The organism is Priestia sp. BR_2, from assembly GCF_041954005.1.
In the GTDB taxonomy this organism is placed as follows: Bacteria; Bacillota; Bacilli; order Paenibacillales; family Paenibacillaceae; genus Paenibacillus_AQ; species Paenibacillus_AQ lautus_A.
Genome location: NZ_JAVFHM010000071.1, coordinates 99,588 through 115,078 on the forward strand (window position 1 = coordinate 99,588; position 15,491 = coordinate 115,078).

Annotated in this window: 16 protein-coding genes; 1 reads left to right on the forward strand and 15 read right to left on the reverse strand. The window is 46.5% G+C overall.

Features of this window, described 5'->3' with window-relative positions:
* Window positions 1-6 precede the first annotated feature (6 nt).
* The 13 genes from rfbC to RB298_RS01910 all read right to left on the reverse strand — a co-directional run bounded on the left by rfbC (window position 7) and on the right by RB298_RS01910 (window position 12,647).
* Window positions 7-564 (reverse strand): dTDP-4-dehydrorhamnose 3,5-epimerase, encoded by a 558-nt coding sequence (rfbC, locus tag RB298_RS01850; protein WP_096775360.1) that lies wholly within the window; start codon window positions 562-564, stop codon window positions 7-9.
* A 171-nt stretch (window positions 565-735) separates the two neighbouring features.
* The gene (locus RB298_RS01855) at window positions 736-1,911 is read right to left on the reverse strand and encodes an ATP-grasp domain-containing protein (RefSeq protein WP_096775359.1); all 1,176 of its coding nucleotides are present in this window, start codon (window positions 1,909-1,911) and stop codon (window positions 736-738) included.
* Entirely contained in the window at window positions 1,908-3,059 is a 1,152-nt protein-coding gene (locus RB298_RS01860; RefSeq protein WP_375120635.1) for a DegT/DnrJ/EryC1/StrS family aminotransferase, read from the reverse strand. Before RB298_RS01860 ends, RB298_RS01855 begins: the two co-directional genes overlap by 4 nt.
* 9 nt (window positions 3,060-3,068) lie before the next feature.
* Complete coding sequence (locus RB298_RS01865) at window positions 3,069-4,106, reverse strand: glycosyltransferase family protein (protein WP_096775357.1); 1,038 nt, start codon at window positions 4,104-4,106, stop codon at window positions 3,069-3,071.
* 22 nt (window positions 4,107-4,128) lie between these two features.
* Window positions 4,129-5,331, reverse strand: coding sequence for a glycosyltransferase (locus RB298_RS01870; RefSeq protein WP_096775356.1), 1,203 nt, complete (start codon window positions 5,329-5,331; stop codon window positions 4,129-4,131).
* A 1-nt stretch (window position 5,332) separates the two neighbouring features.
* Window positions 5,333-5,596: a hypothetical protein gene (locus RB298_RS01875; RefSeq protein WP_041621943.1), complete on the reverse strand. Its 264-nt coding sequence runs from the start codon at window positions 5,594-5,596 to the stop codon at window positions 5,333-5,335.
* A 22-nt stretch (window positions 5,597-5,618) separates the two neighbouring features.
* Complete coding sequence (locus RB298_RS01880; RefSeq protein WP_096775355.1) at window positions 5,619-6,953, reverse strand: glycosyltransferase family 2 protein; 1,335 nt, start codon at window positions 6,951-6,953, stop codon at window positions 5,619-5,621.
* Complete coding sequence (locus tag RB298_RS01885) at window positions 6,950-7,714, reverse strand: GT-D fold domain-containing protein (RefSeq protein ID WP_255250584.1); 765 nt, start codon at window positions 7,712-7,714, stop codon at window positions 6,950-6,952. The genes RB298_RS01880 and RB298_RS01885 overlap by 4 nt, the downstream gene beginning before the upstream one ends.
* Window positions 7,715-8,060: 346 nt before the next feature.
* Window positions 8,061-9,188, reverse strand: coding sequence for a CgeB family protein (locus RB298_RS01890; RefSeq protein ID WP_096775353.1), 1,128 nt, complete (start codon window positions 9,186-9,188; stop codon window positions 8,061-8,063).
* A 40-nt stretch (window positions 9,189-9,228) separates the two neighbouring features.
* A complete protein-coding gene (locus RB298_RS01895; protein ID WP_375120638.1) occupies window positions 9,229-9,936 on the reverse strand; it encodes a sugar phosphate nucleotidyltransferase in 708 nt (235 codons plus the stop codon).
* A 28-nt stretch (window positions 9,937-9,964) separates the two neighbouring features.
* Window positions 9,965-10,693 carry a glycosyltransferase family 2 protein gene (locus RB298_RS01900; RefSeq protein WP_096775351.1) on the reverse strand — a complete coding sequence of 243 codons (729 nt, stop codon included), beginning with the start codon at window positions 10,691-10,693 and terminating at the stop codon, window positions 9,965-9,967.
* 12 nt (window positions 10,694-10,705) lie between these two features.
* Window positions 10,706-11,722 (reverse strand): glycosyltransferase family 2 protein, encoded by a 1,017-nt coding sequence (locus RB298_RS01905; RefSeq protein ID WP_255250583.1) that lies wholly within the window; start codon window positions 11,720-11,722, stop codon window positions 10,706-10,708.
* Between the two features lie 118 nt (window positions 11,723-11,840).
* Complete coding sequence (locus RB298_RS01910) at window positions 11,841-12,647, reverse strand: glycosyltransferase family 2 protein (protein WP_375120639.1); 807 nt, start codon at window positions 12,645-12,647, stop codon at window positions 11,841-11,843.
* A 186-nt stretch (window positions 12,648-12,833) separates the two neighbouring features.
* On the opposite strand from RB298_RS01910, the gene RB298_RS01915 reads away from it, so the two are divergent.
* Window positions 12,834-13,235 (forward strand): CHRD domain-containing protein, encoded by a 402-nt coding sequence (locus tag RB298_RS01915; RefSeq protein ID WP_096775348.1) that lies wholly within the window; start codon window positions 12,834-12,836, stop codon window positions 13,233-13,235.
* 130 nt (window positions 13,236-13,365) lie between these two features.
* Here RB298_RS01915 and RB298_RS01920 read toward each other — a convergent pair whose 3' ends face one another.
* The gene (locus tag RB298_RS01920; protein ID WP_096775347.1) at window positions 13,366-14,391 is read right to left on the reverse strand and encodes a glycosyltransferase family 4 protein; all 1,026 of its coding nucleotides are present in this window, start codon (window positions 14,389-14,391) and stop codon (window positions 13,366-13,368) included.
* A gap of 186 nt (window positions 14,392-14,577) precedes the next feature.
* Window positions 14,578-15,486 carry a glycosyltransferase family 4 protein gene (locus tag RB298_RS01925; protein WP_096775346.1) on the reverse strand — a complete coding sequence of 303 codons (909 nt, stop codon included), beginning with the start codon at window positions 15,484-15,486 and terminating at the stop codon, window positions 14,578-14,580.
* Window positions 15,487-15,491: the final 5 nt, after the last annotated feature.

The following is a 15,491-nucleotide window of genomic DNA, read 5'->3' on the forward strand; positions in this document are numbered from 1 at the left end:
GCGATCTCACCCCTCGTATATATAGTTATTTTCTGCCAAAGCCAATCGAGGATGCTTTGAATCTTTGTCTGAGAGAACAGGTTTGTTCACAGGCCAATCGATATTGAGATCCGGATCGTTCCAGGCTATTCCTCGATCATGCTCTGGCGAATAATAGGCATCGACCTTGTATATGACCTCCGTATCGTGAACAAGGGTACAAAAACCATGAGCAAATCCTTTGGGAACGAGAAGTTGAATGAAATTGGCTGCGGATAAGATAAAACCTTGCCATTGTCCATAGGTAGGGGAGCCCGACCGAATATCAACGACCACATCATAGATCGCCCCGCTTACAACGCGGATCAATTTGGTCTGTCCCTCGGGAGACAGTTGGTAATGCAGCCCTCTAATAACACCTGCCTCACGTGACATCGAGTGATTGTCCTGAATAAAATGGTCGTTAATGCCGCATCCTTTAAGAACTCGATCATTGAAACTTTCCATAAAAAATCCCCGATGGTCTTGGTGAACGGTCGGTTCAATCCGTTTCACGCCTTGGAGCTTTGTATCCGTGATTTTCATCTGCTGCCTCCGGTACATGGATTTGAGAGAGCTTTACCGAAAAGATCGGTTGCCGCTCTCTCGATTATTTATATGTCTAATCCCCAATTAGGTTATAGGCAATAACGCTCCCCAATGCAAAAATCCCGATCGCCGCTGCAGATCGAGATTTCGCAATGATATATATAAGATCTAACCTAAATCGATTCTTATCTTCTCTTTAACTTCTTCCAGCAGGCTCAGCACTTCTTCCAAACGGTCCCCTTTCACGATGATCTGGCCGATTCGGTCAGTGCCAACCCTGAATTTATTTACCTTCTCACCTATATGATAATCAAATGATATTTGAATAATATTCTCATGCAGTTCATTCCCGTTCTCAAGTCCAGTAATATCCCCATCTTTATCGGAGATCAGTAATTCACACGCACAAGGCTGTGAAGTATGAGAGGGAAATGACGGATTCATGCGAAGAGCAGCCTTGATGATCTGCTCATAGTAATCGAATCCATAGAAAGTGGACACCAGTTCGGGCAAACATGTAGCTCCTGCTCTGCCTCCGATTTCAAGTACATACACATGCCCGTCTTTCAAAATAAAATCCGCATTGATTGCGCAATGATTTAATTCCAGCGCTTCGATACTTTGTTTCAACTGGGAAAACAGATCTTGCTGCACTTCTTCGGGCAATTCATATGGGACATAATGACCGATGGGAACACCGGTATCCCCATAAAAGACGAAATCCCCGTGCGGCATGATGAATTGAATTTGGTTATCGTAGACGAATGCCTGTGCGCCAAACTCGGTTCCTTCAATAAACTCTTCAACGATGAAAAAATCCAGTTTCGTATCCTTGCGCACGGTTTCAAATGCGTATTCCACATGGGCCATATCGGCAACCTTCACAATGCCCTTGCTTGCTCCCCCGTCCACTGCCTTAAAGATAAGCGGCGGCGACAATACTTCGAAAGCGCTGTAAGCTTCCTGCAAGGTTTGGACTTTCAGAAATCGTGCCGTTCGTACGCCATGTTTCATAAAAGCCTGTTTCATCTTCCATTTATTGGAGGAGAGTAGAGCGGATTCATAACTCAATCCGCTTACTCCCAATTCATCCACGACTCTGCCGATCGACTTGACGGCCACGTCCGTACCCGTTGTACAGATTCCATGAATTCCTTCATGCCGGGCGATTTCGACAATCCTATCCATATGGGTCGTATCCTCGTAGTAAACCTTGTCTGCCTTGGCAAACCCGGGATAGTTTCCTTGACGGCTCACCACAATAACGTATAATCCCATTCTTTTCGCGGTTTCAATTAATGGGAGCTGGGAGATTCCCGCACCTAGAACCAACAGTTTTCTCATGGCTTAAACTCCCTTATACGGGTTATGATCCGATCCAAGTCCTCCTCCGTAATGTTCGGATGAATAGGAAGGGTCAGAATTCTTTTCCAGATCTCCGAGGAGAGCGGCACGATCGCTTTGAGATGCAGGTAGCTCGGATGCAGATGGCACGGATAATAATGGACGCCCGTCGCGATATTGTGTTCCTGCAAGTGTCCAATCATACGGTCCCTCTGGCTTTCCTTGCTGAATTTAACCTGGAACAAATGCCAGGAGCTTTGAGCATACGGCTGTTCATGAGGAAGTTCCAGCCATTCCAAATCCTTCAGTTCGGATTGGTAACGGGCCGCTATTTCTTTTCGTCTCCCGTTCAATTGGCTTAGCTTATTTAACTGAACGAGCCCGATGGCAGCCTGCATGTCGTTCATATGATATTTGTATCCTACGTCATCAACGAAATACTGCCATGCATACACCTTCTCATGTGACGATCGTATCCACGTATCGCGGGAAATGCCTACCCACCTCTTCTCACGCAGCTTACGGTTCATCCACTCGGTATTGCAGGTGATTGCGCCGCCTTCACCACTCGTCAAATTTTTGACGGCATGAAAGCTGAAGCAGGTAATATCGCTGATGGAGCCGATCTTTTTGCCTTTATATTCCGCGCCGCATGCATGCGCAGCATCTTCTACTACCTTGATTCCATTGGCATGCGCCAACTCATGGATGGTATCCATATCGCAGGGATGCCCGCCCATGTGAACGACGATAATTGCCTTGGTTTTATCTGTTATCTTCCGCTTGATATCTTCCGGCGATATGTTCATCGTATCGGGTTCAATATCCGCAAAAACCGGCGTTGCTCCCACATAGCTAACCGCATGGACAGTGGATATGAACGTGATGGAAGGCACGATGACCTCGTCACCCGGCCCAATACCCAAAATGTCCATGGCCAGATGGAGCGCGGCCGTACCAGAATTGAGCGCAACCGCGAAACGGCTGCCGACATACTTGGCAAATTCCTGCTCGAACTGTTCCGTTTTGGGGCCAAGTCCAAGCCATCCTGACCGTAAAACATCTGCCACCGCGTCGATCTCCTCTTGACCTATACTCGGTTGAAGAACGGGTATCAGCTTATGGTCCAAGTGAACCTCTCCTTTCATAATCCCACGTTATTCCGACATTAGAATTTGTGAACGCCATCGTTCGGCGCAAGCTTCCACTGAAAAATTCGCCCATGCTACTTGTTCCGCACGCTCCGCGATGCTCTGCCGTAGTTCCGGCTGTTCGATCAGTTGGACCATGGCTTCGTACCAATCATCGCTCTCACCGGATACAATCAGGCCGTTTTCCTTTCCGGCAACCCATTCATCGTAGGCCGGAGAAGATGTATAGATGCCCGGAATCCTGCAAGCGGAATATTCGCGAAATTTATTGTTGCTTTTGCAATCATGCAGCAGCGTTCGCTCCAACGGCGCTAACCCGATATCCCAGTTGGAACGGTAAAGGCGCTTCAGAAAGTTTTTATAGTTCTCATCGTAGGATTCCGTAAACACCTGCGGCTTCTCCCTGAGTTCATCGGGAACATACCCGCAGAACTCGATTCTGAGTTTATCCCCGTACTTCCCAATGATTTTATGCAATGCCCCGATAACAGGTTCAAAAGCCACTTGTTTTTTTCCGCCTTCATACCCGATTACGACTTTCCCTTCTTCTTTCCGGTTCTTTTTCAAACCGGAAAAAACGGAGAAATCAACGCTTCCCGGAAAATAGATTATTTTTTGGGGACTAAAATGCGTTTCAAGATGTTTGGCAAAAAAACTGGAAGCAACCTTTACGCTTTGGGCGTTTTTCAGAAATTTAACATACGTCTTTCTTCGTGAAGAATCATGGTAATATCGTCCCATATCCGAGCCCGGAGACATCGCGATAAAATGGTCGTCGATCACGTACACCGTTCTTTTTCCCATCTCCCGGGCCATCTCCAGATACTTATAAGCTTCGGGCTGAACCGTTCGGAAGAAGAGGACGATATCCGCTTCAGCCAGCCTTGATCTGTCCATCTCATCATCGGATCTGACGTCAAAGTCGCAAACTCCCATCTTCTCCAGATGGCGGAGGGGCTGCTCAATGCCGATTTTATAGGAAGCGATTTTTTCCGATCCGACGATGAGTACGTTTATATCCCCTCTTTTCCCTCTTTTCCCCATGTTCCCGCTCTCTCCCCCGATTTTACGTTTTGAATATAAATTTCTTCCAATTATCGATGCATGTCTGTAGCGAAAAATGCTGCCGGGCTGCCCTATGCGCATTCTCCTTGATTCTCTGCCGCATCGTCGGATCTTCAATCATGGCCTTGATTCCCTCATACCAATGCTGCTCGGTATGCTCAACCAAGTAGCCGGTTTCGCCCTGCTCGACCCAATGCGTATAAACAGGAGACTTCGAGTATATGCCCGGGATGCCGCAGGCACCGTATTCACGGAATTTGGTATTCGTTTTCCCCTTGTTAAATGAATTGTTGGCAAGCGGCGCTATCCCGATGTTCCAGTTGCTCTTATTAAGCTTTTTCATAAACTCCTTGTATTCCATCCCCCCGCCTTCATATTTGACGCTTGGATGATCAGCCAGCGAAGGCGGAAGGTAGCCGTAAAATTCCAATCTCACGAATCCCCCGTAATAATCCAAAATTTTGTTCAACGCTGAAATGACGGGAACGAAATCTTCCTCTTTGTCCCCTCCTGCATAACCGATAACCACTTGCCCCTGATCCTTAACCGACTTCTCGTTCCGGTCCAGCCACTCGAAATCGATGCTGGCAGGGAAGTAAATCACGTGTCTATTGTACCGCTCATGAATATAGGTGCCGAGATCAGGTGCATCGACTTTAATGATTTGCGTGTTTTTCAAAAACTTAATAAACGTCTCTCGACGGATCGGATCGTTATAATATTCGCCCACCGGAGTTGTTGGCTGAATCTCCAGGAAATTATCGTCAATAACATAGACCGTCCTTTTATTCAGCTGATGAGCCAGCTCTAGTAATGCATAGGCCGCCGGTTCCACATTACGAACGAATACAATCGTGTTCGCGGCCGCAATCATTTCGTGGGTCACGTCGGTTTCCAGTTTCACGTCGAATTGCAGGTTCTCTTGTTTATTCAGCGTTTGGAGGGGCTGGATAACGCCGATTTCAAGCGACGGTATCATGCCTGCCGCGATAACCAGAACGTCCATCTTGGGCAGGGCCGTCTCGATGACGGCAACAGCGTGTTGGGACCTTTTCTGGGCATCGGCGCGCCCTTGAGCGAGCCCTTCCTCTTTTCCCCGCTGGAAACCGTCTAAACTGCCCTTTTGATATGCGCTAAGACGAACAGGATGGTGTTTTCGTTTTCCAGCTCGCTTTCGAGGCCTTATTTTTTTTCTTAAAGCCATCTTATCCTTCTCCTTTATAAGCTTCTTGATGACCGGCCTCCATACCCTCCGCATAACCAACGTTAAATCCTTCGTTATACGCTTTATCAAACCCCGCATCATAGGATTGATTGTATTCGGCAGCCGTTTGTCGAGGAGCTATTCTTCCTGGACCTTTTCTTCTCTTTCCCCCAAAAACTCGATTCGCCCCCTTCCCTCTTAAGCCTCTTCCACGGATTCCTTTTCTCTTCAACGCAGCACCGCCATTTTTTTTCCTTGCTCTCATCCGTCTCACCCTTTTCTCTTAATTAAATGTTATCCGCCTTGATCACCGGAGGAGAAATGATTGGAATTTCCTCCCCATGTTGCTGGATTTCGTGCTCGTTCACTAGCAGCGGCTCGTAAAAATCAAGGCGCCAAGCCGCTAAGACGAGCCGATTCAGGAATCGCTGCAGCCGATTCCCCTTGTACTGATAAACGCTGCCGTTCTTATGCTTGATCAGTTTGCCTTCTTGCTCCCAAGATTCCGTGGATGGAAAATACACAGTCCTCATACGCCCAACGGCTTCCTCCGCAGCCATGGGATCCCCAAGCGGCCAGCAGCGGAGATCAACCTGTGAAACCCGTACTGCCTGAATGCCGACGGCTCCATGAACCGGGTGCCTGATTCCGTTCTCAATCCAATAGATTACCGAGTCTGCCCCTGTCACGAAGACACACGTCGGATACATATCAACGGTCCGCAGCTTCATGTCCCGGTTCAAGCTCCGCTGCCACTTCAGGGACAACATCTCATGAGGATCTTCCCACTTGCTGGAGTAGAAAGTAAGATTATTCGCATACACTTGTTCGAATCTGGAATTTAACGTCTTCATGCTGACGCTGCCATAATGGTGAATAAACGTATCCTTGGCGATAATGAGCTGCATTCCAAGAAGACGGGCACGCAGCCCATAATCGTCATCTTCACAGTTGCCGATCTCAAAGCCCTCGTCAAAAAAACCCAATCGGTAAAAATCATCACGCCGGATCAACATGCAAAAACCTGTCAAGCGTTCTGTAACGGTCCAGCTGTGCGCATTAGAGTGATTGTATGATTTGGAGAATTGCTGCATCTCGGCGATATCGTGGTAGCTGACATGAATAAGTTGCTCTCCGCTGATATAATTTGTCACCGGACCGACAATCCCGAACTGCGGGTCGCTGTGCAGACAGACGAGCAAATTCGAGAGCCAGTTGGTCGTTACAACGGAATCATTATTTAAGATCATCAACGTTGTTCCTTTTGCCATCATCAGTCCCTGATTTACAGCCCCTGCAAAGCCTAAATTTTCTTCATTGATTCGATAGCGGAGCCCTTGGGAAGATTTGAGGAATTCCGCAGTTCCGTCATCGGATGCATTATCAATAATAATGAGTTCATACGGGGTGCCGGTATATTGAGCGATACTTTCAATGCATTCTTTTAAATAAGGAAGCTGATTATAGGTCGGTATAATGATACTTGTACCCTCAAAAACATTCCTGAATTGGGATATTCCCATATGCCGCCCCCGGCTGTATCCATCCTTGTAGCCGGAATGGAAGCCTTTGTTAAACCCGTCGTTGTAACCGTCCGTTTTATGATGGCTGATGCGGTTCATAAGGTTGCTTCCCCGCTTGCTAAGGAATCAGCCAGATGCCCGAAATCGATAGCGACCTTTCCGAGCTCGGAGGCAATTCGCTCTGTAATGATAACAGCCGGAATGCCGGCACCCACCAGCGCGATGTCGAATGGATGCCCTCGAATTTCATCCATGATTCTGGGAATATCGTGGATTCCTTCCACGGGGGCGACCGTGCCCGCCACCTTGATTCCGCGGCCTGACAGCACCCGTGAAAGACCGGGAGCGGAATTGCCCACCACGAGAACTCGACGTCCTGCAAGGATCCCTCCCAGTAAACCTTCCAAATGCAATGCATAGTTGACCGTCGATAACGTTAGTTGCAACTTTCGATAATCAATGCCATGGGCTCTAAAAACAGAAAAGCCCAGTGGTTGAAAGTTCGGCAATCTTAGTTTGGGAATGCCAACGATATCGGCCTTTCTCACGGAGGCTGCCAACATATCTCTTGCTTTTAGATCAGGTAAACGAACACCGGCATAACTTAAAAAATGTCCTTCTTTGCGCACTTCGTCCATGTTCAAAACCAACTCCTGCGCAAGCGTAAGCAGTTCCCCATCCCCTAAGCGGATAACGGACAACGGGGAGCTTGAATCCAAAGCTTCGTTAAGCCTCCTTGCGACCTCCGCCGCGCTTAGAAGACGATAATACCGAGAACTCATTTGCTCCATACCAGCTTCGATAATCTGGCGAACCGAAATTTCAGGAAGAATCTCTAGCTCCGGGAGTATCGAGTCCACGATCCCTTCTCCTCCTTCATATAATCCCTTCGAGTAGTCCTCTCCCGAGCTTGGTTTTGCCATCGTTTCGGGTTCCGAATGCTGCGACCTCATCATCGCCTGGTCGTAGCCGGTATCAAAGCCTTCATTAAACGAAGCTGCCGCTTGCTCCAGCAATTTCTGGGTACAGTCGCTTGGCGTTTGGCCTTTTGTTCTCTGAAGAATAACTTTTCGCTTATGTCGCCTCTTTACCGGCCTGTGTCTTCTTTTCTCTAAGTGCTGCCGTATGATGATCACCCCGTCTTACGCACAATATATTCTTTGGAACTCATTAGGAAACGGGTATAACAATCCAATTTGGCTTGACTCAAGGAAAAATGATACGAAGCATCGTGCTCAATCGTTTATGGTAGGTATGATCCTTTCTCGTTCTCATCAAGCCGTTTAAAGCAATTCGCTGTCGCTCTTCCTCATGACGCAAGTAATAGTCGATTTTATCCATCAGTTCATCATAAGAGCCGTAGGTTTCTATTTCCGTACCAGGGGAATATAACTGATCCATATCGTGGCGGATATCCGATAACTGAAGCGTGCCGCAGCCGGATATTTCAAACGTGCGGGGATTGACGGAAAGCGCCTTTACCTTTCTGCTGTTGGCGTTGATTGTATCGTCATCGGAAGAACGGTGATGGTTGATGACGATCTTGGCTCCATTGTAGTACGTTGCCGTGTCCTCCGGCGTCATCCAATCGCCGAGCTTAATCTTGTCGGACAGCTGGGCGTAATGTTTCATCCGGTCCCACCACCATCCGGAAATGACGACTTTTTTATTATTCAATATCGGGGCCAGATGATCCATTAACTCCACTCTGTTCCAATAGGCCGTTCCGATAAAACAAATATCGGTCTGATTGGAGGTCGGCACATGCTTCGGATAAAATACGTTCGGATTGACTGCAAAAGGCAAGTAATACACATGCTGACAACCTAAATCGCGATAAAATGATACGCAGTTGGATTCAAGCGTAAAGATATAATCGTAACGGAGAGCGATCGAAACCGTCCAGTCCGTATAGTACGGGTCATCCGTAAACCAAATGGCCGTTTTAAATCCGCTATCCCGGAGCGATTTGAGCGTATCGGCTTCCAAAACGACACCGTTTAAAGCAAGTACTAGGTCCGGCTGGAATTTCTTAGCCAAAAGGACGATATCTTCTGAAGGGCTCGCAACCGAGAGACTTCGAACCAGTCCCTTTAATGCGTCAGTCACCGCCTGATCCAGCGCAGGATAAGGAACGCCAATGCCTGCAGTGACATAAAGAATACGGAGATCGCGGACCTGCTCCTCTTCCTTGGGTAAGGACCTTATTACCGCATCGGAAAAACCGAGCCTGTATCCCTCTCTCCGTCCCACTGAATAACCTTTTCTGTATCCTTCCAGCTGGGCGGATTGCTCTCCCCCCTGAAGCAGCAAATGCTCATTCATTGTTCTCATGCGGTCAGGCCTCCGGATTTATTCATTCCCGAAATAGGGTTCACCACAATCGCCCACTGGCTTGGTACAGGGACTGGAAGGTTCCGGCGTCCGTCCACCATCCGTCTAATATGTCATAGGTAAGCTGCCCCTTCGATGCATACACATTGTTCACGTCGGTGATTTCCAATTCGCCTCGTGCCGATGGTTTTATGGTTCGGATCGTTTCAAACACCGTCGAATCATACATATAAATACCGGTTACGCAATAATCGGATTTAGGCTCCTCCGGCTTCTCTTCGATCATGACGATGTTGTCTTTCTCCAAGACGGGAACACCGTATCTCTTCGGATCATGAACTTTCTTCAGAAGCACGCGCGCCCCAGTGGCCTGTTTTTCAAAAGCTTGCACAAAGGTGATTAGTTGATCCTCAAACAGATTATCGCCAAGAAGCACAACGAACTTTTCGCCAGGTGTTATGAACGGTTCGGCAAGGTACAATGCTTGGGCAATTCCCCCGGCTTCTTCCTGGACTTTAAATGTGACGCTGACTCCCCATTCTTTTCCGCTGCCGATCAGGTCTATATATAAACCTGCCGATTGCTTGCCGATCACGATGAGAATTTCCTCGATGCCCGCTTTTTTGAATTTCTCGATTCCATGACATATCATCGGAACCTTCCCGACAGGCAGCAGATGTTTATTTATGACTTTGGTCAATGGATAAAGCCGGGTACCCGTACCTCCTGCCAGAATGACGCCCTTCATATAATCCTTCCTTTCGCAAAATAGATGATTATACATAGATCGTTGGATCGACGCCCCATTTATCCATGAATTTTTGTTTGTTTGTATCGATAAGATGCTTCACTTGACTCATGTCCTGCTTGGCAAAACTGGCACTCCCATGATGAAAAACGAAAACATCGCCCGCGATCCTGAACGTATATCCCGCATTCCTGGCCCGGTAACAATAGTCATCGTCTTCAAAATGACCTGGTGAATATCGTTCGTCCAGCAGTCCGATGCGATCCATCAATTCCCGTTTAAACAGGAAACATAAGCCTACGATTCGATCCACTTGAAGCCACTTACTGGCATCCGGCTCATTCAGCTGGTTCGACATCTCTTCTAAGCTGGTATAAGGCATATCGATCTGTTGTTTTCCGCTTGCATAGTTGGTAAGCGGCCCGACGATTCCGATCTTGGTTTCGCTGTTCAAACAATTCAACATATTCTGCAACCAGTTGCGGGTGACGATGACATCATTATTCAGCAGGAGCAGCGTATCGCCGGTTGCAATTTTCAAACCCTTGTTGCATGCAGCTGGAAAGCCAATGTTGTTTGCCAATGAAATGAAGGTAATCCCCTCCTGACGGCAGATGTCAACGGTACCGTCGGAGGAACCATTATCAACAACGATGATCTCGTAAGGCTCATTCGTATGGCGTTTAATCGAATAAATGCAATCCTTTAGCAGCTCCCTGCCATTGAAAGTCGGAATAATGATGCTTGTTTTTTTCATAGCTACCACCTTCTAAACCTTGGTTAGCTGCCTTTGTCTAATCTGATCCATAAAAGATAGCCGCGGCCCCTTTATGTCGAATACCGTTTTGAGAGCTTCGATGTGGTCTCCGATGATCAAATCGGCAACTGCATTTTGTTGTCCGACATTTCGAGCTCGGAGCCGATTTTTCGTAATGACGTCTACGCTGGCCGGTGCATTTATTTTCAAACCCTTTTCAAGGGCAATGACTTGCGCTTTCGGTGGGACAGATAAATTGGCGTATCCGATGATTTGGGCAGCCTCCTTCCTCATCGCGTGAGGTACCGCGGTAAGCGAATTGGCTTCGAGATCCGCCCTGCCCATGGATCGGTTAATAAACTCCTTCACTATGGTTACGTAGTCTCTGTTGGTAAACATTCCGATCAATGGAGAAATATCATTTAAGGCAATATCGCTACCCTGTTCAATGGCATCAATGAAAGGTACGAGATGCTCTGCTAATATCGGAACATCTCCATCAAGGAACAGCAGAATTTCAGAATCGGCTAACTTCGCCCCGACCGCTCTGCCAACATCGTGTCCCAAAGCTTGTTGGTAGTGTACAATGATGGCTTTCGATTGGTTTCGGATCATTTCAAAGCTTTCATCGGTGGATCCGTTCACCACAAAAATGATTTCATGAAGCGGCAGCCGATGAAGCTGCTCCAGCAATTTTATAATCGTGTCTTTCTCGTTCATCACCAAGACGATCGCCGCTACCCTTTTGTCCGTCGGCAGGAGAACGGCATTTCCTAGAAATATTCCGGAATGCTTACTGTGTCCTTCCACAAATTTGGACGCCGCTGCGTGGTAAACCGTCCATGGCAGCGGTTTGACTGAATGGTACCAGCGATTCCAGCTCTCGTTCACTTTGATATGGGGGGGGGTATCCGCCGTTGTTGAAGCTTCATGGGCCGCTTGCTGATAACCGGCAGCATAAGCTCTCTCTTTCCAATTGTCGACCGCTTCGTTTGAAATCCGACGATTCTTGAAAATAAGAGCCCCCAATTTATGACCGCTCCGTTTTCTCTTGGTCCTAGCTCTTTTATTTATGGGTTTCATTGCTCTCCTTAAAGAACTTGAGGCGGGTATCATACCTCGTCTCCGCTTTCTTCGCACCATCTCATCACCACACGCTTTCTCTTTTTCGTGCGAGATCTGATCGATTCCCCCGCATGCCGGATTGAGAGATTAACCAATTTATTGCCTCCAAATGGTCCCCCACAATCAGGGTTTCAAGGGGATCATTCCCTCTGGTTCTACCCCTCCTGGGATTTCTTTTTCCTACATCCACGTAATGAATCCCCCGTACCTTCAAGCCATTATAAATGGCCATGGCTTGAGCTTTCGGAGGAACGGCCAAATTGTCGATACCAATCAGATTTACCGCTTTTCGGCTCATTGCATGTGGAATGGTTGTAAGTGAAGCTCCTTTCAAATCGGGATTGGATACCAAAATGTTTAACGTATGCTTAGCAAGGATAACGCTGTGAACGTGATGTTTATCGGTCGGACCCAAATACTTGTTCAAAGCCACGTCCACCCCCTCTTCTACGGCTTTTGTCAAAGGGGTCATATCACTTGCTTTGATTACGATGTCTGCATCGGTAAACAGCAAGATGTCTCCTCTAGCCGCTGCAGCGCCGATACTTCGTCCCACGTCATGACCGAGCGGAAACGGCAGGTGGATCACCCTCGCTCCGGTGCTCTGAGCAATTTCTGCCGTACCGTCCGTTGAACCATTGGCAACAACGATAACCTCTGTGTTGGCGTGCACTTGGCTGGCTTGCCGAATGACTGCCGCAATGGTCTTCGCTTCGTTCATGGCAGGAATGATGACGGATACCTTAGGAAACTCGGCATTTATGATCGGGGACAAGGATCCTCTCCTCTTTTTTCTGTTAAAGGGACTCGCAGGACTTCGTTTCGACATGTTTCTCACCTGCCAAGTTGGGATTAAGAACACTTCCTCCTCATTTTATGTATAGGTTTATTTACTGTAACGGCGTTCGTACCTTACACCGAAATAAAATTGGGTTGAGCTAATGGACCAATAAACATACCAACTCTATCGAAATTGAATAAACTAGAGCATCAAAAAGGAAGGAAGTGAAGACCTATCAGAACATTCAGGGCATCATTATTAGGTAGAAACGAGGTACCACCTGTTAGAACGATAGCCTTTGGAAATACGGTTTTTCGGGTCAACAGAACGGGTACCCAACTTCGGTTCAGACTTGTGGTCAATAATATTAGCCGTGTTACCCAAGCTCATATTCATCTCGGAAGAGTCGGAGAAAACGGTCCCATTGTCGCCTTTTTGTTCGGGCCATCAAAATTCGGTATCACCGTAAGACGGGGAGTCGTCCAGGGAATATTGACGAATCAGGATTTGATCGGTCCTCTGCAAGGCAGAACGATTCGAGATCTGATCCGTGAATTCGAGCGTGGCAATGCCTATGTGAATGTTCATACGATCCAAAATCCGGATGGTGAAATTCGCGGGCAAGTCCGCCGATAGGTTAATAGTGTAAGAGTATTGCCCTGTGAACAACAGCTCCATTATGAAACATGTAATTCACAAGCCAAGCATATTCATGTGGTATAATAACAGGCCGAGCAGTTTAACTGCCCGGCTTGGTTTATGAAACTTATGAAAGTTTGGATAATATCTTCAAGTAACGATTTGCATATTTCTCTTCATTAAATTCCTTTCTTATTTTTCGTAGACCATTTTTTTGGAGCGTATCACGTAAACGTTGGTCAGTTATTACTTCTTTGACATACCGAACAGAATTGTCAATATCTCCAAGTTGGTAAAGCAAACCATTTTGTCTATGCGTAATGATCTCATTTTTCCCAGGTACATTGGAGCTTACAATTGGAAGCGCACACGCCATTGGCTCAAGTATGTGATTACCTAATCCTTCTCTAGTAGATGTCGATAGTATGCAACCTCCTGTATCTCTTATCATAGAGTAAACTTCCGGCATATAATGATTTGGTACATGGCTAATTACTTTAAGAACATTCTCCAGTCCTTTCCGAGAGCTTTTTCTGAGTAATCTCGGATATTCTCTAGTTGTATCTCTATTGCAAATGATCCAAGGCTCTATAATTTCTGTTTTTCTCAACTTTGCACAAATTCGTACAAATTCCCGCCAGTTTTTACTGCGTTCAATCCTTCCAACATATGCGATAACTTTATGGTCTTTTTGAGGAGCAGGGCATTCCTTCCAACTTCTGTCCGATGGCTTGCGATAATGAAACATCGGATGTACCGTATTGCCATCCACAAAGACCGGAATATTCGGCGCTAACCGCCTAACCATCGGTTTCAAATACTCGGCGATACATAGAATGCCGTCCACTCTTCCGTATTGATTGAGATTGCTGATGTACTGAGCAATGCGTGTATTCCATCCGCGCACTTCATATATAATTTTTCCGGCAAAACGATCAGGTACATGCGGAAGATATTCTAGGGAGTAGATAAATGACAAATAATTGTAGTTCCCGTCATTAATCTTTCGTTTAAAGTGATCCACGGATTCTATGAAGCAATGGGGGATATCGTTGAAGATATATTCACCATCACCTCGAGCAAAAAAAGCGACCTCCGATTTGACGCCATATTTTTGGAGTGCGAGAATTCGGTTTCGCAGCGTTGTCTGCAATCCTCCTACATTTGGCCTTGGTACAAGATATAGTACTCTAATTTGATCTCACCCCTAGTTGTATCGATTCTGTGTTCCTGAAACGTTCGGATTTTATTCCCCTATCTAGCACTTCTCGATAGAAACAAGGAAGCTATGCCCGCTTCCTTGTTTGAAATTCGGCTTCTATCCCTCCTTTCTTTTTCACTAAACGACTGACTTAAAGAATGCCTCCCAGTCTTTTTTACAAATGTCCCATGTCCAGTTATTAACGATCGTTTCCCTGATATTTGTCCCGAACTTTTTACACTCCTCTGGATGTTTCATCAAATATTTAATTTGCTTTCTCATTGCTTCAGCTGTTCTCGGAATAATAATCCCATTCTTTTTGTGTTCAATCAATTCAGGAACAATTCCTACCTTTGTCGTGATGATAGGCACACCGCAAGCGGCTGCTTCCAGAACGGGATTCGGAAGACCTTCAGATCGGCTTGAACATATGAAACAATCAATATCCTGATAGAAGTCTACCATCTTGACCCGCGGCACGTAATGCTCTTTATAGGATCTTATTTCAAGCTTTGCATCCAATCCTTTCAGTGCCTTAAGCACGAGGTCATATCCTTTCAGTTCTCGATGCTTGGCTTCATCTATCCGGCCTACCCAGCCTACCTTGAACGTATCGGAATCCTTTTTTCTTCTACGCCTTGGTTTAAATAAATTTGTATCAATACCTATCCGAGTTTTGTATATGGGGGTATGAGGTTTAAATGTTCGAACGATCTCGTCTGACCAGGCATTAATCCCACGCATTTTGTTTATAAATTGCAAAAATTCCGGTTTGAACATTCCCTTGTCAATCAATTGCTTTTCATAAACTCTAATTGACGTTATCCCTGTTGCCATCTTGTTAAACGGGACGCCTCCACGATTCAACTTTCGGGCAATCGTCAAAGAGAGCGGATAGATCAGATCATAATTTTTGTGATCAATGGACTTGATTTCGCATTGATACTTTAAATCAAATCGAATCCCCTTCCACTTGAGCGCCATTAGATCCTTCGCCCGGTTATCGAAAGCCCATCCAGGATCATTAGGCACCAAAAGTATTTTCATTCTCG